The 23474-nt window shown below is 50.4% G+C and carries 14 protein-coding genes; 12 read left to right on the top strand and 2 right to left on the bottom strand.

The window, feature by feature from the left end; genetic code table 11:
- Positions 1 to 343: 343 nt before the first annotated feature.
- The 12 genes from AAF564_15100 to AAF564_15045 all read left to right on the top strand — a co-directional run bounded on the left by AAF564_15100 (position 344) and on the right by AAF564_15045 (position 21251).
- Positions 344 to 2014, top strand: a complete 1671-nt coding sequence (locus tag AAF564_15100; GenBank protein ID MEM8486878.1) for a T9SS type A sorting domain-containing protein — start codon at positions 344 to 346, stop codon at positions 2012 to 2014.
- A 180-nt stretch (positions 2015 to 2194) separates the two neighbouring features.
- Positions 2195 to 3856 carry a T9SS type A sorting domain-containing protein gene (locus AAF564_15095; protein ID MEM8486877.1) on the top strand — a complete coding sequence of 554 codons (1662 nt, stop codon included), beginning with the start codon at positions 2195 to 2197 and terminating at the stop codon, positions 3854 to 3856.
- A 93-nt stretch (positions 3857 to 3949) separates the two neighbouring features.
- Positions 3950 to 5596 carry a T9SS type A sorting domain-containing protein gene (locus tag AAF564_15090; protein MEM8486876.1) on the top strand — a complete coding sequence of 549 codons (1647 nt, stop codon included), beginning with the start codon at positions 3950 to 3952 and terminating at the stop codon, positions 5594 to 5596.
- A 100-nt stretch (positions 5597 to 5696) separates the two neighbouring features.
- On the top strand, positions 5697 to 7382 hold the full coding sequence (locus tag AAF564_15085) for a T9SS type A sorting domain-containing protein (GenBank protein MEM8486875.1): 1686 nt from the start codon (positions 5697 to 5699) through the stop codon (positions 7380 to 7382).
- Between the two features lie 186 nt (positions 7383 to 7568).
- Positions 7569 to 9233 (top strand): T9SS type A sorting domain-containing protein, encoded by a 1665-nt coding sequence (locus tag AAF564_15080; GenBank protein ID MEM8486874.1) that lies wholly within the window; start codon positions 7569 to 7571, stop codon positions 9231 to 9233.
- A gap of 40 nt (positions 9234 to 9273) precedes the next feature.
- Positions 9274 to 10959, top strand: coding sequence for a T9SS type A sorting domain-containing protein (locus AAF564_15075; GenBank protein ID MEM8486873.1), 1686 nt, complete (start codon positions 9274 to 9276; stop codon positions 10957 to 10959).
- A gap of 100 nt (positions 10960 to 11059) precedes the next feature.
- A complete protein-coding gene (locus AAF564_15070) occupies positions 11060 to 12730 on the top strand; it encodes a T9SS type A sorting domain-containing protein (GenBank protein MEM8486872.1) in 1671 nt (556 codons plus the stop codon).
- Between the two features lie 80 nt (positions 12731 to 12810).
- The gene (locus AAF564_15065; GenBank protein ID MEM8486871.1) at positions 12811 to 14484 is read left to right on the top strand and encodes a T9SS type A sorting domain-containing protein; all 1674 of its coding nucleotides are present in this window, start codon (positions 12811 to 12813) and stop codon (positions 14482 to 14484) included.
- Positions 14481 to 16154 carry a T9SS type A sorting domain-containing protein gene (locus AAF564_15060; protein MEM8486870.1) on the top strand — a complete coding sequence of 558 codons (1674 nt, stop codon included), beginning with the start codon at positions 14481 to 14483 and terminating at the stop codon, positions 16152 to 16154. Before AAF564_15065 ends, AAF564_15060 begins: the two co-directional genes overlap by 4 nt.
- Positions 16155 to 16233: 79 nt before the next feature.
- The gene (locus AAF564_15055) at positions 16234 to 17913 is read left to right on the top strand and encodes a T9SS type A sorting domain-containing protein (protein MEM8486869.1); all 1680 of its coding nucleotides are present in this window, start codon (positions 16234 to 16236) and stop codon (positions 17911 to 17913) included.
- Complete coding sequence (locus AAF564_15050) at positions 17910 to 19580, top strand: T9SS type A sorting domain-containing protein (protein MEM8486868.1); 1671 nt, start codon at positions 17910 to 17912, stop codon at positions 19578 to 19580. The genes AAF564_15055 and AAF564_15050 overlap by 4 nt, the downstream gene beginning before the upstream one ends.
- Positions 19581 to 19889: 309 nt before the next feature.
- Entirely contained in the window at positions 19890 to 21251 is a 1362-nt protein-coding gene (locus AAF564_15045) for a hypothetical protein (GenBank protein ID MEM8486867.1), read from the top strand.
- Positions 21252 to 21352: 101 nt separating this feature from the next.
- On the opposite strand, the gene AAF564_15040 is transcribed toward AAF564_15045, so the two are convergent.
- Both AAF564_15040 and AAF564_15035 read right to left on the bottom strand, forming a co-directional pair.
- Positions 21353 to 22123, bottom strand: coding sequence for a LytTR family DNA-binding domain-containing protein (locus AAF564_15040; GenBank protein MEM8486866.1), 771 nt, complete (start codon positions 22121 to 22123; stop codon positions 21353 to 21355).
- On the bottom strand, positions 22120 to 23145 hold the full coding sequence (locus AAF564_15035; protein ID MEM8486865.1) for a histidine kinase: 1026 nt from the start codon (positions 23143 to 23145) through the stop codon (positions 22120 to 22122). The genes AAF564_15040 and AAF564_15035 overlap by 4 nt, the downstream gene beginning before the upstream one ends.
- Positions 23146 to 23474 lie beyond the last annotated feature (329 nt).

The raw sequence follows: 23474 nt of genomic DNA, 5'->3' as shown, positions 1-23474 counted from the left end.
CAAAGCCAAGTTCAAACATTATTACGCCAGGAAACTGGCTGAAGGCAAACCAAAGAAGCTTGTTCTGAACAACGTATCCAACCAACTACTACGCATTGTTTGCAGTATGCTCAAGCACAACAAACCCTACATCGATGAATACGTCTCGGTCAATCCGAGGCTTCTTTTAACTTGACAAAGTCATAGACATCAGAATGACGTTGGGGGGGATGTCATGCCGTTACCTTCATGGCATGCCGGACTTGATCTGGTTTCTAGAATCATTAGGTGCGTCTTTCTAATCAACATGTCGTCCGCTGCTGCTTTTTTGCGTTTTTACCAGTAGGCCTTTCAGGTAGAGACCATGAAAAAAAGCTTCTGGATCTTACTCTTCTCTTTGTTGCTGCCCCGGGCAGTACAAGCACAAACCGGCACCTGTGAGCCGGCGCTGGGCGAGGCCTATCTGGATGCCGGCAACGTGCGTGCGCGTATCCTCAACAATGGTGGACTCTTCTGGCGCGGCTCACCGCATGTTTACGAGATCGACGGTACAGATGCCATCTTTGCTGCCGGCATATGGATCGGAGGCATGATAAACGACACCCTCCACACAGCCGCGTCACGCTACGGTCCGTGGGAATTTTGGGCCGGCCCGCTCGATGATCTGGGCAATCCCCCAGCTGATTGCAGTATTTATGATCAAATCTGGGAGATTAGGACGAAAGATTTTCAGCTATATTTCGAAACTGACAGCATTTCTACCAACCTGCAGAATTGGCCATGGCAACTCGGTGCCCCTGTAGTAGACGGTGACGGCAATCCGAACAACTACAACCTGCAGGGCGGCGATTTACCCGAACTCCTTGGTGATCAACGCCTTTGGTGGATCATGAACGATCGAGGCAATATCCATGAAGCAACCAATACAGCACCGCTAGGCATCGAGGTACATGCAACCGCCTTCGCTTTTGCCAACCCAACTACACTGGGTAACATTACTTTTTACGAATACAACATCATTAATAAAAACAGCGCACCGATTACAGAAACGTATGTCGGCTTATTTTCGGATGTAGACCTGGGTAACTTCGATGACGATTTTGTGGGATCAGACTCCCTAAACCACCTTGGCTTCGCCTATAACAGCGACAACTTCGACGAAGGCGGCGAGGGTTACGGCAATGCACCACCCGCCATCGGTTTCACATTTACAGAAACCCTGCTGGCGGATGATGACGGACTCGACAATAATAGGGATGGAAGCATCGATGAGGCGGGCGAAATGTTAGGTGTAACGTCGATGATGAATTACTACGGTGGCGGCGGAGTGAATGGCGACCCACAGCATGGACCTGATTATTATAACCTGATGAAAGCGCTGCACAAAGACGACATGCCCATCTTGCTGGGTTACAGAGGCTATCCGCACAGAAACAGCGTACCACCAGATTTCCCCCGCGAAACAACCAGGTTCTTTTTTCCCGGCGATCCAGTTACCAAAGCATTCTGGTCGGAATTCAACCTTGACAATCAAGGTACCGCTGAAAACCCGGCAGACCGTAGATTTGTAACCTCAACAGGTCCGTTTACCATCGCTCGTGGAGACACGGTGACTATCAGGCCGGCCATCATCTGGTCGCGGGGAAACGACCATCTCGATTCGATTACTGTGCTTCGCAAAGATACCCGCGCAGTAAGGCGGGCGAGCACCAGTTTGTATGCATCGCGTACGCCACAATCCATTCCTACACCTGAAATCCCTGAAAAAGGGTTTGTGCTGGGCTTCGACCAGAACTTTCCAAATCCATTCTCTGAAAGCACAACCATTCAGTATAGCCTGCCTCAATCTATGCAGGTAAAATTGGCCATCTACAATGTGCTCGGACAAGAAATCTCTGTCCTGGTAAATACACGCCAGGAAGCCGGCATTTACAGCGTTGACTTCGAGGCGAAGAACCTGCCAGCAGGCGTGTATTTTGCAAAAGCCCAATTCGACTTCCTCCAGTTCACCAAACGCATGCTGATCATCAGATGACGGGTTATTTGAATGCCGAATGCCGATTAGTTTTTTCTCTCTTACGTCACAGCTACTTCATGCTGAACCTTATTCAGTGGCCGGCATGGCTAACCTGAAGGTTTTGTACTTTTGTCGTGTACCTTAGTGTTTTCGCGTTTCTACCAATAAGTCTATCTGGTATTCCCGCTAGAATGATCGATGCATCCTCGCTACTGGATTTTACTCATCTTCCTACTCCTGCCACACGCGGCGGCAGCACAAACCGGCACCTGTGAGTCGGCGTTGGGCGAAGCCTATCTTGATGCCGGCAACGTACGCGCACGTATCCTTAACAATGGCGCTCTTTTCTGGCGCGGTTCACCGCACGTGTATGAAATTGGTGGTGCCAATGCCATCTTTGCGTCCACCATTCTTGTTGGAGGCCTGATCGACAATCAATTGCGCACAAGCGCTTCTCGATACGGTCCCTGGGAATTCTGGGCCGGGCCGCTCGATGATGAAGGGAATCCGCCTGTTGACTGCAAGCCCTACGACCAGATCTGGGAAATTACCCGGGATGACATTATCGACTTTCAACAGGACAGTCTTATATCGAACAATCTCAAATCCTGGCCATGGCAACTGGGTGCACCCGTAGTAGATGGGGACGGTCACCCAAACAATTACAACCTCGAAGGGGGTGATTTACCCGAACTCCTGGGTGATCAGCGACTCTGGTGGATCATGAATGACAGAGGCAATATCCATGAATCAAGCAAGACTACACCTATTGGCCTCGAAGTACATGCCTCTGCACACGCCTTCGATCATCCTGATTTTGTTGGCAATAGTACTTTCTACAGCTATACCCTCATCAACAAAAATAAAGCACCGCTGAAGCAGGCCTTCTTTGGTATGTATCAGGACTTTGACCTGGGCTATTTTGCAGATGACTATGTCGGATCAGACTCCCTCCTCCACCTCAGCTATGCCTACAACGGAGACGACGACGATGAAGGCAGTAGAGGTTATGGCAAAGCCCCTCCAGCCGTTGGCTATACGTTTCTTGAAACGATCCTTGCACCGGCAGACAGCGTGGACAATGACCGGGATGGCATAATAGATGAACCCGATGAAAAATTGGGTGCCTATGCTTTTGTCAGACACTACGGCGGCGGTACACCGAATGGTGATCCTGTTTTTGGCAGCGACTATTACCGATACATGCAAGGGCGCTGGAAAAACAACGTTGCATTGTATCACGGTTACAACGGGTGGTGGGAGCCTGATTATTTTGGCCTCCATAAACCGACACGCTTTTCTTTCTCCGGAGACCCTGTAAAACAGGCCTTTTGGACCAAGCTGAATTACGACGAACAGGGCAGTATAATTCCGCCATCCGACCAGTCTGCCGTTTTTTCTACAGGGCCATTTGAACTCGCCCCAATGGATACGGTGGAAATACGCTTTGCCATTGTCTGGGCCAGAGGTTCAGACCATCTCGATTCGGTAACCGAATTAAAAAAGGACGTACGCGCCATAAGGGGCACCGCTGAAGTATTTTACGCGCCCTTACAGATCACCCCTAAACCACAAGATCTGCCTGCGCCAGTATCACATGTTTTGGGTTTCGACCAAAACTTCCCCAACCCGTTTACTCAAATTACCACCCTCCGCTACAGCCTGCCACAAGCTATGCAGGTACGACTTGTAGTGTGTGATCTGCTCGGCCGAGAGGTGACAATCCTTGTAGATGCCCATCAGGACGCCGGCATCCACACCGCTGCATTTGATGCAGGCGATTTACCGGCCGGCGTCTACCTCGCCCGCATCGAGCTCGACTTTCTCCGCTTCACCAAACGCATGGTGCTGCTCAAGTGATGGGTTGAAAGTTAGAGGTTGAAGGTTATTGTACCTATGTCGTCCACCGCTGCTTTTTTGCGTTTTTACCAGTAAGCCTATCTGGTATATCCGATGCAAAAAAGTTACTACATCTTACTGCTCAGCCTTCTGCTCATTCCACAAGCATTTGCACAAACAGGCACTTGCGAGCCAGCCCTTGGTGAAGCAACGCTGGAAGGATACAACGTACGCGCACGCATGCTCAACAATGGTGCGCTGTTCTGGCGTGGCTCACCGCATGTATATCGCGTGCCCAAAGCTGGATACTCCAATGCCATTTTCGCTGCTTCTCTGTGGATTGGCGGCAAAGTAGATGGGAAAATACGTAGTGCAGCATCGCGCTATGGTCCCTGGGAATACTGGGCCGGCCCCCTTGACCAAACCGGCAACGCTCCTGCTGACTGCAAACTGTACGACAAAATATGGGAAATAAGGCCTGAAGACGTCACTACCTACCTGGAAACAGGCGAGATCTCCAACAACCTCAAAAGCTGGCCCTGGCACCTTGGTGCCCCGGTAATTGATGGCGACGGCAATCCGGACAACTACAATCTTGCCGGCGGTGACCAACCGCAACTCCTTGGAGACCAACACCTCTGGTGGATCATGAACGATCGGGGCAATGTCCATCAAGCCACAGACAGTGAACCGCTTGGTATTGAAGTCCGCGTCTCTGCGCACGCTTATAATTCACCCAATGAGATCCTGGGTGACAATACATTTTACCGCTACCGCATCACCAACAGAAACGCTGTCCCAATCGAGGACGCATACTTTGGCTTCTACGTTGATCCGGACCTGGGCAACTTCGACGATGACTACATCGGCTCTGACTCTCTCCTCCATCTGGGTTACTTTTACAATGCTGATAACGAGGATGAAGGGGGCGAGGGCTATGGACTGGCTCCGCCTGCGGCCGGCTTCACGTTCCTGCGAACACCACCAGCTAAACCTGACAACCGCGATAGTGACTACGATGGCGAAATTGATGAGGCATTGGAAGAACTGGGAATGACTGCATTTGCTTGCATTTGGAAATGGAGTAGCCCACGAGACAATATTGGATATTACAACTGCCTGCGTGGGTTGCGGTCATACGGAGATCCTATTTATGAAGGAGGCTACGGTGGAGAAGGCGAAGGTGTTAAGACCACAAAATATACCCTGAGCGGTGACCCGGTCACAAAGGCTTTTTGGTCAGAATTCAACGCCGACGGAATGGGACTCGTTGTTGATGCTGCCGACCGCCGGCTCATGCTTTCCACTGGCCCCTTCGATATCCTGCCCGACAGCACCCAGGAGATCGATCTGGCCGTTGTGTGGTCGCGCGGTGCGGACCATCTGGATTCGGTTACCGAGCTCAAAAAGGATACCCGCGTGTTGCACAATGCCGGCAACGCATTGTGGCCAGCGCAGCGGATTATACTTCAAGAGGAGCAAACGATCGAAACCGGATTTGTCCTGGGCTTCGACCAGAACTTCCCTAATCCGTTTACACAAACCACAACGTTCCGCTACAGCCTACCGCAGTCTATGCGTATTCGCATGAGCGTTTATGACATACTGGGCCGAGAGGTAGCACTACTGGTGAACACAAGACAAGAAGCTGGCATTTACACGGTTAATTTTGATGCAGGCACCCTGCCGGCGGGCATCTACATGGCGCGCATCGAGATGGATTACCTGCAGTTCACCAAACGCATGGTACTGATCAGGTGATTGGTTTAAGGTTGAAAGTTACAGGTTGAAAGTTCTTGTACCTACGGCGCGTGCGTCTCGCTTTTTGCGTTTTTACCTGTAGAAATAGCTGGTATGATTGATGCAAAAATATTGCTGGATTCTATTCGTCTTTTTATTTCTGCCGAATGCAGCTATAGCACAAACCGGCACCTGTGAGCCAGGGCTTGCACAATCGATATTAAATGCTGGTAACGTCCAGGCACGCATCACAAACCACGGTGGTTTATTCTGGCCCGGACCCAGACCTCGTTATGAAGTGCCCAAAGGAAGCGGAATCGAGGTAGTATCCGGTGCATCAATCTGGGTTGCAGGAATGATCGAGAATGACTTGCGTGTTGCGGCGAGTCGCTATGGCCCCTTTGAGTTTTGGCCCGGTCCACTGGATGAAGCTGGTCACCCGCCCGCTTCCTGCAAACCCTATGATAAGATTTGGGAAATCAGAACGGAAGACCTTACGGACTTCAAATCCACGGGTGTAATTTCGACCAACCTGGAAAGCTGGCCGTGGCACCTCGGTGCACCTGTTGTCGATGGAGACGGTGTACCGGGTAATTACAACCTGGCCAGCGGTGATCTACCCGAACTCTTCGGCGACCAACGCCTCTGGTGGATCATGAATGATCGAGGGAATGCCCACGAAGCGACCGACAGTGACCCCATCGGTCTGGAAGTACACGCCTCTGCACACGCCTTCGATCATCCGGGTTTTGTCGCAAATAGCACCTTCTATAATTATAAACTCATCAACAAAAATACGGCACCTTTAGAACATGCATTTTTTGGTGTTTACAGTGATACCGATGTAGGAAATTTCGATGACGACTATCTTGGCTCTGACTCGCTGTTACACCTTACCTATGTGTATAACGAAGACAATGACGACGAGGGCTTGAGAGGTTACGGCACCGCCCCTCCTGCTGTTGGATTTACAATTATTGAATCGGTCCCCTCTGCCCATGATGCCATTGACAACGACAGAGACGGCACCATCGACGAGCCCGGTGAAAAGATGGGGGCTTATGGAGCCATGCACTATACAGGCGCTGGAGGATCACGAATCGACGGGGATGCAGGTATTGGACCAGACTATTATGCTTACTTGCAAACCTATTGGCTCGATAAATCCCCGCTCTATCGTGGTCTCAAGGGATTGGATTGGAGTAACTTTCCTGAGTATGCTCATTTAGCCAAAACAAGAACCCGTTTTGTGTTTTCAGGTGATCCTGTTACACGGTCTTTTTGGTCGATGATGAATGTGGATGACCGAGGCGGTACCTTCTCGGCTGGTGACATCAATACGCTCATTTCGTTGGGACCGTTAACCCTTGCCCCGCAAGACACTGTGGAGATACGGTTTGCCATTGTTTGGGCGCGTGGTAATGACCATCTTGATTCGGTAACCGAGTTAAAAAAGGACGTACGCGAAATTCAGCGCATGAACGAAGCATTCTATTCGCCAGGCAGAATCGTATCAGAACCACAGCCTCCTTTGCGCGAAAACTTCGTGCTCGGCTTCGATCAAAACTTTCCCAATCCGTTTATACAGTCAACCACCCTCCGCTACAGCCTGCCGCAGAAGATGCGGGTGCGGCTCGCCGTGTACGACATGCTCGGCCGCGAAGTAGCGCTTCTGGTAGATGGGCAAAAGGAAACGGGAATTCACACCGCAGAATTCGACGGAAGCAACTTGCCGGCCGGCATCTATCTCGCCCGTCTCGAGGTCGATTTTTTACAGTTTACCAAACAGATGGTACTGATCAGATAATTGGTTGAAGGTATTTTGAATGCCGATTGATTTCGAGATGGCGTACTGCCCCCCCTCACGTCATGCCGACTTGATCCGGTATCCAGAAAAGATTAGCTGAAGCGTTATAGGGTGAATGTGTTTGTAATCATGTCGCGTGGCCATGTCTTATTACGTTTTTACCAGTAAGTTTATCTGGTACTATCGATGCACAAAAGCTATTGGATCTCACTCATCATTTTATTGCTGCCGCACACAGCAGCCGCGCAAACCGGTACATGTGATCAAGCCCAGGCAGAAGCCTTTCTGGACGCCGGCAATGTACGTGCACGCATTTTCAACAATGGTGGGCTGTTCTGGCGAGGTTCACCCCATGTTTATGAAGTACCCAAAGGCTCAGGCCTCAATGCTAACTTTGCAAATGGACTTTGGGTAGGTGGCATGATAAATGACTCCCTTCGCGTAGCCGCAACCCGATATGGTCTATGGGAATTCTGGCCCGGGCCACTTGATGATGCAGGAAATCCACCAATCAACTGTAATCTGTACGATAAAATCTGGGAGATCAGAAAGAAAGATATAGAGGCATTTATACGTACAGGAGACATCTCATCAAGGCTACATAACTGGCCATGGCAATTGGGTGCCCCCGTGATCGATGGTGATGGAAATCCCAACAACTATAACCTCCAAGCTGGTGACTTACCCGAACTCTACGGCGATCAGCGATTATGGTGGATTATGAACGACAGAGGTAATGTGCATCAATCTTCTAATTCTAATGCTATTGGACTCGAAGTACATGCCTCTGCCCATGCATTCTCACATCCCGGTTTTATTTCAAACAGCACGTTCTATGAATATAGGTTGATCAACAAAAACAAAGCTCCTTTTAATCAAGCTTTTGTGGGAGTTTTCGGTCATAATGACCTAGGTAATTTCGATGACAACTACGTTGGATCTGATTCTCTTCTACATTTAGGCTTTGTGTATAATGCGGACAATGAGGACGAAGGAGGCGAAGGATATGGTGTAGCTCCACCAGCTATTGGTATCACGATCTTTGAAACGACTCAAGCAGAGTCAGATAATTTTGACAACAACCGTAACGGTTTGACCGACGAACCTGAAGAAAAATTAGGCGCTTACGGCGTCATGCAATTTTTCGGTGGAGGATGTGTTACGTGTGAGCCCGTTGAAGCAGCAGACTACTATAATTATCTACAATCCCGGTGGAAAGACAGTACAGCGCTTGTACAAGGCTCTTGGGGTTATCAGCGTGATGATATGCCCAAACGAGAGGTAACGCGTTTTGCCTATTCCGGAGACCCAGTTAATCGAAGCTTCTGGTCAGCCTTCAATAATGATGGCCTCGGCAACGAATTAATACCACCTGGCGCCCGTCGGTTCTCAATTTCCAGTGGGCCATATAACCTTGCCCCAACCGACACTGTACTTTTCCGATTTGCAATAGTGTGGTCCAGGGGTACTGACCACCTCGATTCCGTGACTCAGCTAAAGCAAGAAGTGCAAGAAATTCGGGACTTTGCTACTTCTTTTTATACACCCCAATCAATAGAGCAAAATATTCCAGAACCTATTGAAAGCCCCCTCCTCGGCTTCGACCAGAACTTCCCGAATCCCTTCTCCCAATCCACCACCCTCCGCTACAGCCTGCCGCAGACCATGCAGGTGCGACTGGCTGTATACGACTTACTCGGCCGCGAAGTCGCAGTACTCGTAAATGCACAACAGGAAGCCGGCATCTACACTGCCCAGTTTGACGCGGGCAGCTTACCGGCTGGCATCTACCTCGCCCGCATCGAACTCGACTTCCTCCGCTTCACCCAGCGCATGGTCCTGATCAAATAATATGTTGAAGGTTGAAAGTTACAGGTTGAAGGTGTTTTCAATGCAAAGAAGCTCCTGGATTTTACTCGTCCTTTTATTGTTGCCGTACACGGCATTTGCCCAAACCGGTACTTGTGAGCCAACACTAAGCCAAGCTACTTTAAACGTGGGTAATGTCCGGGCTAACATTTACAACGACGGTGCACTATTCCGGTCGTTCAATCCCAACCCGCCATACAGTCGCATCAGATATCACGTGCCTAAAGGCGATAGCATCAACATATTTGTTAATGCAAGTTTCTGGGTGGGTGGCAAGATAGACAATGAAATACGCACGGCAGCCACCAGGTACGGTCCACAGGAGTTTTGGGCTGGCCCGCTCGATGAAAATGGTAATCCTCCCGCGTCTTGTGCGCAGTACGATAAGCTTTGGGAGATCTCAAAAGCAGATATTGAATCTTTTCTACATGCTGGCGAAGTGTCCGAGAACCTAAAAAACTGGCCGTGGCATCTGGGCGCACCAGTAGTAGACGGCGACGGAAATACCAACAATTACAATCTAGCGAAAGGAGATTTGCCTGAACTCCTGGGAGACCAACGGATCTGGTGGATTATGAATGACCGGGGCAATACACACAGAGCCTCTAAAAGCAATCCGTTAGGTATTGAAATCCATGCCTCGGCCTTTGCATTTATAGATCACAGACTCGAAAACTTCACGTTTTACTCCTATAAGCTCATCAACAAAAACTCTTCCTCAATTGAAGACGCTTACGTTTCGCTCTTCACAGAAGGAGACCTTGGCAACTACAGCGATGATTTTCTCGGATCCGACTCCCTCCTACACCTTGGATATCACTACAATGGTGATAATGACGATCAGGGGGATTACGGTTATGGCAAAGCACCGCCGGCATTTGGCGTCACCTTTCTACATACGCAGGTAGCTGACGCAGATAATCTGGATAATGATCGTGACATGGTAGTTGATGAGCCTGGAGAGATGCTGGGTACATCGGGCACGTTGCACTACTATTTTGACACTGGACCGTATGGGGATCCCGTATCAGCGCGACACTACTATAATTATATGCGTTCAAGATGGGGAGATGGTAGCCCAGTGCTTGAGGGGTTGACCGGCTTTCCCGGTAGTCACTGGCCGGCTAGTTTACCACAAAAACCAACGAATTTCTTCTACACAGGAGATCCTACAATTGGTGCTTTCTGGTCAGAAGTCAATTCAGATGCCATGGACAATGCCGCCCTCGGCCCTGGAGACAGGAGATTTATCATATCTTCTGGCCCGTTTAACCTTTCATCAGGCGACACCACAACGGTTAACTTCGCAATTATCTGGTCGCGCGGAGAAAGTAATCTGGACTCCGTTTCCCTCTTGAAAAGGCATACAACCGGCGTACGCGCATTTGCAGATCAAATTTTCACTCCCGTTAAAATCCCAGAACCCGCGCAAACGTTCCAGCAACAGGTCCTCGGCTTCGACCAAAACTTCCCAAACCCCTTCACCGAATCAACCACCCTCCGATACAGTCTGCCGCAAACCATGCAGGTACGCCTGGCAGTGTACGACTTACTCGGCCGCGAAGTCGCCATACTTGTAGATGCACAGCAGGATGCTGGCATCCATACCGCTGAATTTGACGCAGGCGATCTGCCGGCCGGCATCTACCTCGCCCGCATCGAGCTCGACTTCCTACGCTTCACCAAGCGCATGGTCCTGATCAGATGATCGGTTGAAGGTTGCGAGTTACAGGTTGAAGGTTTTTGCATCTGTGTCGTGTGCGATTGACTTTTTGCGTTTCTACCAGTAGACCTTTCTGGTATTCTCGATGCAAAAAAACTGCTGGCTCCTACTCATCTTTTTATTGTTGCCGCACATTGCGATTGCTCAAACCGGCAACTGCGAACCGGCATTTGCAGAGGCGTATCTCGACGCCGGCAACGTGCGCGCTCGCATCCTCAACAACGGCAGCTTATTCTGGCGGGGCTCACCGCATGTCTACGAGGTACCCAAAGGAGAAAACACACATGCGATTTTTACAGCTGGTATATGGGTAGGTGGCCTGGTTAATGGCTCCTTGCGCACTGCCGCCAGTCGGTATGGACCATGGGAATTTTGGGCCGGGCCGTTGGATGAGAAAGGTTACCCGCCAACTGATTGCAAACCCTATGACCATATCTGGGAAATCCGAACCGAAGATATTCAAACATTCCTTAAGGACAATAGCATTTCTAACAATCTGAAGAATTGGCCCTGGCAACTTGGCGCACCCGTTGTTGATGGCGATGGTAATCCAGACAATTACAACCTCGAAAATGGAGACCTGCCAGAACTGATTGGAGACCAGCGCCTCTGGTGGGTCATGAACGACCGAGGAAATATCCATGAAGCAACAGACAGCGATCCAATAGGCATTGAAGTCCATGGTTCTGCCTTTTCTTATGCCAACGCCGGCGCACTCGGAAATGTCACGTTTTACGAATACAGCATAATCAATAAAAATACTGTCGAAGTTGAAGACACTTACGTTGGCTTGTTTACAGATGTAGACCTGGGAGATTTTGATGATGACTACATCGGCTCTGATTCCTTGCTGCATCTAAGCTTTGCCTATAATGCAGACAATAACGACGAGGAAGAGAGAAACGGTTACGGAATTGCTCCTCCAGCTGTAGGCTTTACATTTTTGGAGACTATTGAGGCACCTCATGACGGCATTGATAACAATCGGAACGGTGTCATTGACGAACCCGGCGAAAAAATTGGCACCTATGCGGTAAAGTCGTATAACAGCAGTGGCAGCGGTGATGGTGATGGTGATCCTGTCACTGCACGTGATTATTACAGGACGATGCAGGGTATATGGAAAGACGGCCTGCCCCAGGTTGAGTGGGGCACGGGCCGCGAAGGTGTCCCCGAAAGTAAAATTACGCGGTTCCTGTTTTCGGGAGATCCAGTTACGCGTTCCTTTTGGTCTGAACTCAACTGGAATGGTGCGGGAGGGACGATTGACCCTGCTGACCGCAGAATGGTAACTTCAACGGGCCCATTTACCATTGCTTCTAGTGATACTGCAACCATTCGATTTGCGATTATATGGTCGCGTGGTAAAGATCATCTTGATTCCATAACTGAACTGCGCAAAGACACGCGCGCAGTACGCAGTTCGACAAAGACGCTTTACACCCCTTTAGGACAGGTCAACTTTGAACAGGCGCAAATTCCTCCTCCGAATTTTGTCCTTGGTTTCGACCAGAACTTCCCAAACCCCTTCACGCATTCTACCACCCTCCGATACAGCCTGCCTCAACCCATGCAGGTACGGCTCGCAGTGTACGACATGCTCGGCCGCGAAGTAGCGCTATTGGTTGAGGCACAGCAAGAAGCCGGCATCTACACCGCCGCGTTTGACGCAGGCAACCTGCCGGCTGGCATCTACCTCGCCCGCATCGAGCTCGACTTCCTGCAGTTCACCAAGCGCATGGCCCTGATCAGGTGATCAGTTGAAGATTCTTACACCTGTGTCGTGTACGATTGGCTTTTTGCGTTTCTACCGGTAGACCTGATCTGGTATTTCCGATGCAAAAAAACGGCTGGCTCCTACTCATCTTTTTATTGTTACCGCACGTTGCAATTGCCCAAACCGGTAACTGCGAGGCAGCCCTGGCAGAAGCATACCTGGACGCCGGCAACGTACGCGCCCGTATCCTCAACAATGGCGGTCTCTTTTGGCGAGGCTCGCCGCATGTTTATGAAGTACCCAAAGGAAGTGGCCTTCATGCCAACTGGGCTGCAGGTATTTGGGTCGGCGGCATGATCAATAACTCACTACGCGTTGCCGCCAGCCGCTACGGACCGTGGGAGTTCTGGGCCGGACCTCTTGATGAAGCAGGAAATCCGCCTTCAGATTGCAAACCCTACGACCAAATCTGGGAAATCAGAACCGAAGATATTCAAACATTTATCGATGGAAACGGGATCTCCAATAACCTGAAAAACTGGCCATGGCAACTCGGTGCCCCGATTGTCGACGGAGACGGCAATCCTGACAATTACAACCTCGAAGGAGGAGATTTACCAGAGCTGTTCGGTGATCAACGCCTCTGGTGGATCATGAATGATCGGGGCAATGTCCACCAGGCAACCGACAGTGATCCCATCGGCCTGGAAGTACACGCTTCCGCGCACGCCTTCGACCATCCCGGCTTTATCAGCAATACCACCTTCTATAGCTACAGACTCATCAATAAAAACACCGCACCCTTCGAACATGCATTTTTCGGATTCTTCAAAGATTTCGATCTGGGTAATTTTGATGACGATTATGTCGGCTCTGACTCACTCTTACACCTCAGTTACGGATACAACGGCGACAATGATGACGAAGGCGGTGAAGGATACGGCACGGCTCCACCAGCCATTGGTTTCACCTTTCTAGACGCTGAATCAGCACCACCTGACAACATTGATAATGACAGGGATGGGGAGATAGATGAGGAAGATGAGAAAATTGGGGCCTACGGCATGCTTTTTTACCATGGAGGCGGAGCTGTAAGCGGAGATCCTACAACAGGTAGAGACTATTACAGATACATGCAATCGCACTGGAAAGACAATAAACCTCTATATAAAGGTTATATGGGGTATGATTGGGGCGAATTCTCAGATACTTTTCCGACAGAAACGACGCGTTTTTCTTACTCAGGCGATCCGACAACAAAAGATTTCTGGACTGAATTCAACGTAAACGGCAACGGATTAGCGCATGCACCAGCAAATCGGCGCTCCGTTTTTTCTTCCGGCCCTTACACCATTGCCTCCTTTGATACGGTAGAGGTGCGTTTAGCCATTGTGTGGTCAAGGGGCAAAGATAATTTAGACTCCGTCGCTGAACTAAAGAAGGATGTAAAGTCCATTCGCGATTTTTCAGATTCCTTTTATTCACCGCGAACGTATGACAAAACGCGGGGCAATGAGATCACCCCCAGTTTCACGCTCGGCTTCGATCAAAACTTCCCCAATCCCTTCACCCAATCCACCACCCTCCGCTACAGCCTCCCGCAAGCGATGCAGGTGCGCCTAGCGGTGTACGACATGCTTGGCCGCGAAGTCGCAATACTCGTAGATGCCCAGCAGGAAGCCGGCGCCTACACCGCCGCGTTTGATGCCGGAGATCTGCCAGCCGGCATCTACCTAGCACGCATCGACCTCGACTTTCTCCGGTTCACTAAACGGATGGTGCTCCTGCGATGAAGAAAGGACTGTTCATGTTGCTCTTGCTCTGGGCCTTTCCAGTGCACGCCCAGGTAGGCTCCTGTGAGCCCGCAATGGCAGAAGCCTATCTGGATGCCGGCAACGTTCGCGCTCGTATCCTCAACAATGGTAGCCTCTTTTGGCGGCGCTCCCCACAGCAGATTTCATCGCTTGGCTATGAAGTCCCCAAAGGAAGCGGCCTGCATGCGATGGGCACAGCAAGCCTGTGGGTGGGTGGCATAATGGATGCAGAACTTCGAACCGCAGCTACTCGATACGGACCATGGGAGTTCTGGGCCGGCCCATTAGACAAGGCGGGAAATGCACCAGCTCATTGCAAACCATACGATCATATTTGGGAAATCAGAACCGAAGATATACAGGCTTTTCTAAACGGTGAGGGTACATCGGAAAATCTAAAAAATTGGCCGTGGCAACTCGGTGCCCCTGTGATTGATGGCGATGGCAATCCGGACAACTATGACCTTGAACATGGCGATCTACCAGAATTACTGGGAGATCAACGCCTTTGGTGGATCATGAACGATGCCGGCGGCATACATCAGGCCACGGGAAGCAATGCCATTGGCCTTGAAATTCAAGCTTCAGCATTTGCTATAAAAAACCCGCCGTGGTCGCATTTCACCTTCTATAGTTACGCGCTTATCAACAAGAACGTAAGCACTCTTGAAGATACCTATGCTGGACTGTTTACCAATGGTGACCTCGGGTATTTTGGTGACGATTATGTAGGCTCCGACTCCCTGTTGCACCTCGGCTTTTATTATAATGCGGACAATGAAGATGAAGGATACAGAGGCTATGGTGATGCGCCGCCAGCGATTGGATTGACCTTTCTGCATACACCAATCAAAGATGACGACAATCGGGATAATGATCGGGATGGCATCATTGATGAACCGGGCGAAATGCTCGGGACAACCAATACCATGGCTTTCGACTCAGATCCCGGGCCTTATGGCGACCCTACCGATGCAGACCACTACTACGCCTACATGCAATCCACCTGGGGCAACGGCCGGCATGTTGTTGAGGGATATCGGGGAATACAAGGCGACTATTGGCCCAAAGGACTGATTGCCCAACATACCAATTTTTTCTACCCGGGTGACCCAGTAACAGGCGCGTTCTGGTCAGAAAATAATATGGATGGTATGGGCAACAGGGTTCATCCGTCTGATAGGCTATTTGTGGTTGCAACGGGCCCCTTCAACCTCGCACCAGGAGACACAACCGTGATTAATTTTGCCATCATTTGGTCAAGAGGCGATAGCAACCTTAACTCCATTTCAGTACTGAGAAGAGAGACACGTGCAGTGCGAGCAAATGCGGATTATATCTACACCCCGACAGCTGTTATGAAGTCTTTAGCCAACCAGCAAGCACCTCTACTCGGCTTCGACCAAAACTTCCCCAACCCCTTTTCCCAATCAACCACCCTCCGCTACAGCTTACCACAGACAATGCAGGTGCGATTAGCCGTGTACGACATACTCGGCCGCGAGGTCGCGCTATTGGTAGACGCCCAGCAAGAAGCCGGCATCTACACCGCCGAATTTGACGCCGACAATCTCCCCGCCGGCATCTACCTCGCCCGCATCGAACTCGACTTCTTGCAGTTTACTAAACGCATGGTCCTGATCCGGTAGTTGGTTGAAGGTTCTCCTACCTGTGTCGTGTGCGTATGGCTTTTTGCGTTTTTACCAGTAGGCCTTTCTGATATTTCCCATGCAAAAACGCTTCTGGACTTTACTCTTCTTTTTATTGTTGCCGCACGTTGCGATTGCTCAAACCGGCACCTGCGAACCGGCACTGGCAGATGCGTACCTTGATGCCGGTAACGTACGCGCTCGCATCCTCAACAACGGAGCCCTCTTCTGGCGCGGATCTCCCCACGTCTACGAAGTGCCCAAAGGAGGCGGCTCCAATGCCATCTTTGCAGCTAGTATCTGGATCGGAGGTATGATTAACGGCTTTCGTCGTGTTGCAGCCAGTCGTTATGGGCCCTGGGAGTTCTGGGCCGGCCCACTTGACTACACAGGCAATCCACCAGCAGATTGTAAGCCGTACGATCGAATCTGGGAAATCAGAACCGAAGACATTCAGGCATTTATCGATGGAGAAGGCGTCTCAAACAACCTTAAAAACTGGCCATGGCATCTGGGCGCACCCGTAGTTGACGGGGATGGTAATCCGAATAATTACAACCTCGAAGGCGGTGACCTGCCGGAACTGCTTGGCGATCAGCGGCTTTGGTGGATTATGAACGACAGAGGCAACATCCACTATACATCAGATAGTGATCCCATCGGCCTGGAAGTACATGCGTCTGCCCATGCGTTTACTCATCCCGGCTTCATAAGCAACAGCACCTTCTACAGCTACAAACTTATCAATAAAAATAATGCACCTTTCGACAAGGCCTTCTTTGGCCTTTTTAAAGATATTGATCTGGGTAACTTTGATGACGATTACGTGGGATCAGATTCTTTGCTACACCTGAGTTATGGGTACAACGCAGACAATGTAGATGAAGGTGGCAAAGGATATGGTCTGGCACCGCCAGCCATTGGATTCACCTTTCTTGAAACCGAGCTAGCGCCACCAGACAGCATTGATAACGACAGGGACGGTGAAATTGACGAACCAGATGAAAAAATTGGAGCTTATAGTATGGTATACTTCAAAAGTAGCGGTTCTGTAAATGGAGACCCCCAAACTGGTAGGCACTACTACAACTATATGCAGTCGCGCTGGAAAGACGACGCGCCTATGTATAAAGGCTACAACGGGTATGATTGGCGGACAAATGTAGATGATGACCTGCCACTGGAGACAACTCGCTTTTCCTACTCGGGTGATCCGGTCACCAAAGCTTTTTGGACCGAATTTAATATCAACAACCAAGGACGGGCTTGGAGACCAGCAGATAGACGCTCGGTTTTTTCCTCAGGCCCATACACCATTGCATCGTTTGACACCATAGAGGTGCGGTTAGCCATTGTGTGGTCAAGAGGTAGAGACAACCTCGATTCTGTAACAGAGCTCAAGAAAGATGTGCGCGCCATTCGAAGTACATCAGATGCTTTTTATACGCCTGCATCAATGACGCCAAAGCCAGCGGATTTCCGTCAACCACCGTCTCCTGTCCTCGGCTTCGACCAGAACTTTCCCAACCCTTTCACCCAATCTACAACCCTCCGTTACAGCCTGCCGCAATCCATGCAGGTGCGGCTGGCAGTGTACGACATCCTTGGCCGCGAAGTCGCACTGCTGGTGGATGCACAGCAGGAAGCCGGCATCCATACCGCTGACTTTGACGCAGAAGATCTACCAGCCGGCGTCTACCTCGCCCGCATTGAACTCGACTTCTTACAGTTTACTAAACGAATGGTGCTGCTGCGATGAAGTACTGGTTTATCATAGTACTTTTGCTTTGGATAAGCCGGGCACAAGCCCAAGTGGGCACCTGTGAGCCAGCCCTTGCAGAAGCTTTCCTGGAAGTAGGCAACGTACGTGCTCGCATTTTCAATAATGGCGGCCTCTTTTGGCGCGGCTCACCACACGCCTACGAAGTCCCTAAAGGCGGTGGCGCAAGTGCCATCTTTTCTGCAAATATTTGGGTGGGTGGTATGATTGGAGAAGATATCCGAACGGCCGCAACTCGCTACGGACCATGGGAATTCTGGGCCGGACCTTTGGATGACAATGGCAACCCGCCCGCGTCTTGCAAGCAATTTGACAAAATCTGGGAAATTACAAGAAGCGATCTTGAGACCTTTGTACGCTCAGGTGATGTCTCATCTAACTTAAAAAATTGGCCATGGCATCTGGGGGCGCCAGTAATTGATGGAGATGGTAATCCTAACAATTACAACCTGCAAGGCGGAGACATGCCGGCCCTCCTTGGCGACCAGCGGCTCTGGTGGATTATGAACGACCGCGGTAATGTTCATGAGGCATCAGACACGGCACCAATTGGTCTGGAAGTACATGCGTCTGCCCATGCATTTGCACATCCCGGCTTTATCGGAAACAACACGTTTTACGAATACAAATTGATTAACAAAAACAGCCTGCCCTTTAAGCACGCTTTTTTTGGTTTTTTTAAAGACAGTGATCTTGGAAATTTTGATGACGATTATGTTGGATCGGATTCACTTCTGCACCTCGGCTTCACCTACAATGCAGACAATGATGACGAAGGCGGCGAGGGCTATGGCACCGCACCACCAGCCGTAGGTATCACATTCCTGGAAACAATACCAGCAGATGCTGACAATTATGATAACAATCGGGACGGACAAATCGATGAGCCTGGCGAAAAAATCGGCGCTTATGGCATGATGAAAGTCACGGGCGGTGGCGCGCCCAATGGCGAGCCTATTCTGGGACCTGATTATTATAATTACATGCAATCCCGCTGGAAAGATGGGACCGCTTTGTTAGCTGGCTTGAGAGGCTATTTCAGAAACCTTACCCAAGATGGTGCACTGTTAAACAGGGAAGTAACACGTTTTGCTTTCTCAGGCGATCCCGTAACAAAGGCTTTCTGGTCTGAATTTGATTCCGATGGCGAAGGTACTCCGCTGTACCCGGGAGATCGGAGAAATGCTCTATCTACGGGTCCTTTCACTATTGGACGGGGCGACACGGTAGTGGTCAGATTTGCAATTGTTTGGGCGAGAGGATCTGATAACCTTGACTCGGTCTCCCAATTAAGGAAAGACGTAAGTAGCATTCATGACTTTGCAGATTCCTTTTATGCGCCAGTAATGGTTGAATCCGAAACAGTCCATACACAGCAGGATTTCGTCCTCGGCCTCGACCAGAACTTCCCCAACCCTTTCACCCAAACCACCACCCTTCGCTACAGCCTGCCGCAAACGATGCAAGTGCGGCTGGCAGTGTACGACATACTCGGCCGCCAAGTCGCGCTACTCGTAGATGCGCAACAGGAAGCCGGCATCCATACCGCTGACTTTGACGCAGGAGATCTACCAGCCGGCGTCTACCTCGCCCGCATTGAACTCGACTTCCTGCGCTTCACCAAACGGATGATACTGCTACGCTAAAGTAACCACATACTTTCCCGGCAACATTCTTACAACAGTTATAACACCGCTTGGTGACACAACCCAACACTTCCACAACAGCCACACTGTAAAGTGCGCAAATCCGCCATTTTTATAAAAAAACGCCAAACTTATTCACATATCCATGTGATGCGCTGCGGGGAAACGATCACCTAGTTTCTATCCGCGATTAACGCTCAACACTGCGCAAGGCCCAACCCATACTTACAATACATTTATCGGGGTTGCGCAGCATAATTTTCAAAATGAAGACTGATCGACCCACGCAGGTTGATTGTGGAGGTAAAAATGACCAACCGTTACCACTCAAAAGCAGCGACCCCCCGAGCTGTGTTGCTTTTTGGCCTGGTACTTTCGCTATTCTTTTCTGTCCCTGCTATCGCGCAGGATTCTCAGGCTGACAAAGACGAACAAAAAGTAGTTGCCATCAACACAACGCTCAACTACGAACTGCTCGAACCCGTGCAGTACATCCGTAAAGCCGACATCCTGTTAAACGCACTCAGTACCAACCGCATCGAAACCGGTAAAATCTATCTCGGTGCTTCACTCATTGGGCTCGTCGATTACCAGGCCTCTAATACAGACTCCAAGTTTGGTTACCTGATGCGCCATCCGACAGCCAACAATCAAATTGGTAAAGAAGTAAGCGAAGCTACCTTACATTCCGCCCAGCTCATGTTCGCCGGCGCAATCACCAACTGGCTCAGTATATACACCGAACTGCTCTACGATCCACAGCAGAGCTTCGGCGCAGGTACCCTCACTGCTTTGACACGTAACCAGGTGCAGGTTCGCAAAGGTTTTGTTGTGCTCGGTAACCTGAACGACTTCCCCATCTACGGCGCCGTTGGTAAAATGGATGTCAATTTCGGCTACCAGGGCAGCGTAAGCCCATTTACCAACTCAACCATGTGGCACGCGTTTGCCGGCCTCGGCTTTGGTGCCATGATTGGGGTTGACCTTGGTGGGTTCAACGGTTCCTTTACTGCCGTTCAGGGCGGTGCCCAGTTCCGTGCGCTACACGTTCCTGTGGAAGGCACAGCGGTACCTTCGCGGTTGAACAACTTCGTCTTTGACGGCAGCTACACGTTCAACTTCGGCCAGAGCACATCCATCCAGGCAGGTGCTTCGTTTGTCCGAGGTAGCGCATACTGCCAGGACTTCCCGGTTGTCCATTTCATGCCTTGCGACCAACCAAACGGCGCCGGCACTTTCTACGGCACAGCCAATATTGGCCGGCTCCGCCTGATCGGCGCATGGGCCATCACTGAAGATCCATGGCCAGGCACGCACAACCCGGTACCACCACTCAACGTGTTCGAAGAAGAACATGTAAGCTCATTGGTTGGTGGCGCCAGCTACGTCCTCACCGACAACGGCATGTACTCTTTCGTCCTCTCAGGTGAGTTCTCGAACTTCATCGCCGGTCCAGACGGGTCGCCCTGGGAGCGCCAGAACCAGTACATCCTGGGTGGTGCGCTGATGATCAACAAGAGCTCAAAGCTCTTCTTCGAGGTCTTCAGAACAGAAGGCTATGCACCACTCAACTTCATCAGTGGTGGCAACCTCGAGAACGCCGGCGCAACGCATAGCGACCGCGACGCGCGCAGCCACGGTGTGATCTTCGGTGCGCACATCGTACTGTAAACAAACAGTTTTATTGCAAGCAGCAAATTACAGGCTGGGTCGCGCAACCGCGCGATCCGGCCTTTTGCTTTAACCAGGTTTTGCTTTTCGGCAGCTAGCTTTCACCCGCCGTCAAACCACTGTTTGAAACGCGAAGCTTTGGACTTACTCACCAGCACATCTTCCCTTGCCTGCGGATGAAGAGACAACAAGAGCCGGCCATTGAAATAGGGAAAGACGCGTCTTATCGCAGAGGCTTGTACTATATACTGCCGGTTCGCCCTGAAGAATGCGCCCGGATTCAGCCGCTCTTCCAGATCGCTCAAGGTATAATCCACGATGAACCGTTTCCCGTCTGCGCGCACAAGGTGTGTAATCTCGTTCGATGCCGAGAAGTAGGCAATCTCGGTCTGAAAAACCGGCACAAGGGCTTCGCCGCCTTTGACAAGGAATCGTTCTTTGTAGGCGATCTCACGCGTTTGGACGCCTTTTAATAGATCTAACAATTCTTGCTGCACCTGGTCACTACGGTGCGCCGGCCGGGTTTCTACAAACTTGTTGAGCGCAGCATTGAGCTCCTCAACCTGGATGGGTTTAACCAGGTAGTCAATGCTGTTGAGCTTGAATGCTTTGATAGCGTATTCGTCGTACGCCGTCGTAAAAATGATCGGTGCCCTGAGTTGCATCCTTTCGAATACTTCGAAACTCAGTCCGTCGGAAAGCTGGATATCAGACAATACCAGGTCGGGAGAAGGATGGGTTTCAAACCACGAACAGGCACCCGAAACGCTATCGAGTACATCAAGAATCTCAACTGGCGCGTCAACCTTTTCCAGCAGCGTACGCAGTCGGTTGGCAGCCGGATATTCGTCTTCAATAATTACAACCTTCACGTCCCTTGCGGATCTAGGAGCGGCAGTTGCACACGGAAGACGGTGTCGCTCTCGTTGATACTGACATGTTGCTGTGTGAGCAGTTGATAACGCTTCACGATGTTCTGTAGTCCCAGCTTGGTTGATCTGTGGAAGCTGCTTTTGCGGCGCTTGTTGTTTTCTACAGTCACGTAGTCGCCGTCCTGGTAAATGCGAATCGTCAACGGATGCTCTCGCGAGACTACATTGTGCTTGATTGCATTCTCAACGAGCAGCTGCAAACTCAAAGCCGGCACCCGGTGGGCATAGATGTCTTTTTCCAGCTGCTGCTCAACCTTCAGGTTATCCTGAAAACGTACCTCGTTCAAGTAGATGTACGCTTTTAAGAACTGTAGCTCTTCCTCAACCGTGACCGTGGAACGCTCCCGTGTATCCAACACATATCTGTAAACCTCTGAAAGCCGGCCCAGATACCGCTGCGCATCCGTATTGTCCACGTCGATTAAAGAAGCCAGCGTGTTCATGCAATTAAAGAGAAAGTGTGGATCCAGCTGCTTCTTCAACGCCTCAAACTGCGATTGGGCGTTGGCCAATACGAGAGCTTCCCGTCGCTCCACGTTGGCCTTCCAGGCCGCAAAGAAGTACATGCTTTCATAAATGCTGAGCAGAAACGCCGTCGGAATTAGGGCGGTGAGCATATGAAACCAGGCGGATTGCCCCTCTTCCAGGATGGGCTCCTGCAACACCAGGCTAAACAGAAACTTGATAAAGAAATTGATACCCAGCGTGTATACAAAGACACTTACAACTTCAGTAAGAATCCGTTGGCGGGTTTGCTCTACGTCTGGCCACTTCCGGTACAGATACAGCATGATCTGCCGGTTGCCTTCCCAAATGCAAAACGTAAAGACAAATGACTTCCCAATACCAGACAGAATTTGCACACCGCCTGCCTCCCAGTATTCCCAGCACATCACAAACGACATGATCACCGAGAGTACGGGAATGCCAATTATGCGAAGCCTTCTTTCGTATTTCCACATGATACTGTTGTGGTTTTTCAAACGCGATGCTGTGCGTGAGCGCTCTTTCGCAGGGCTTAGGATGAAGTAGATCGCCATTCCGCAATCAACAATCTCCAATCAACAGTCTGCTAACCAGAGATCCTTCGCAGGGCTCAGGATGACAGGGATGGAGCAGATTAATATCCGTCCAGAGATCCTTCGCAGAGCTCAGGATGAACTGTGTTAAGAATCAAGTATTCAGTTTCATTTTTTCGACATAATCATTGTCGAAGGCAACACCGCTTTTGACTACTGCAAACACCTGTCTTACCAGCTTGTTGGCCACTGCTATCAAAGCCACTTTCTTT

The sequence above is a fragment of the Bacteroidota bacterium genome (assembly GCA_039111535.1).
In the GTDB taxonomy this organism is placed as follows: Bacteria; Bacteroidota; Rhodothermia; order Rhodothermales; family JAHQVL01; genus JBCCIM01.
Note: the sequence above shows the minus strand (reverse complement) of the source record. Positions and strands in the feature narration are given on the sequence as shown.

Bases quoted from the DNA above. Each gene is read 5' to 3' on its own strand.
- AAF564_15090 (MEM8486876.1), top strand. From the start codon at position 3,950: ATGCAAAAAAGTTACTACATCTTACTGCTCAGCCTTCTGCTCATTCCA.
- AAF564_15075 (MEM8486873.1), top strand. From the start codon at position 9,274: ATGCAAAGAAGCTCCTGGATTTTACTCGTCCTTTTATTGTTGCCGTAC.
- AAF564_15100 (MEM8486878.1), top strand. From the start codon at position 344: ATGAAAAAAAGCTTCTGGATCTTACTCTTCTCTTTGTTGCTGCCCCGG.
- AAF564_15095 (MEM8486877.1), top strand. From the start codon at position 2,195: ATGCATCCTCGCTACTGGATTTTACTCATCTTCCTACTCCTGCCACAC.
- AAF564_15035 (MEM8486865.1), bottom strand. From the start codon at position 23,145: ATGTGGAAATACGAAAGAAGGCTTCGCATAATTGGCATTCCCGTACTC.
- AAF564_15055 (MEM8486869.1), top strand. From the start codon at position 16,234: ATGCAAAAACGCTTCTGGACTTTACTCTTCTTTTTATTGTTGCCGCAC.
- AAF564_15070 (MEM8486872.1), top strand. From the start codon at position 11,060: ATGCAAAAAAACTGCTGGCTCCTACTCATCTTTTTATTGTTGCCGCAC.
- AAF564_15085 (MEM8486875.1), top strand. From the start codon at position 5,697: ATGCAAAAATATTGCTGGATTCTATTCGTCTTTTTATTTCTGCCGAAT.
- AAF564_15050 (MEM8486868.1), top strand. From the start codon at position 17,910: ATGAAGTACTGGTTTATCATAGTACTTTTGCTTTGGATAAGCCGGGCA.
- AAF564_15065 (MEM8486871.1), top strand. From the start codon at position 12,811: ATGCAAAAAAACGGCTGGCTCCTACTCATCTTTTTATTGTTACCGCAC.
- AAF564_15060 (MEM8486870.1), top strand. From the start codon at position 14,481: ATGAAGAAAGGACTGTTCATGTTGCTCTTGCTCTGGGCCTTTCCAGTG.
- AAF564_15080 (MEM8486874.1), top strand. From the start codon at position 7,569: ATGCACAAAAGCTATTGGATCTCACTCATCATTTTATTGCTGCCGCAC.
- AAF564_15045 (MEM8486867.1), top strand. From the start codon at position 19,890: ATGACCAACCGTTACCACTCAAAAGCAGCGACCCCCCGAGCTGTGTTG.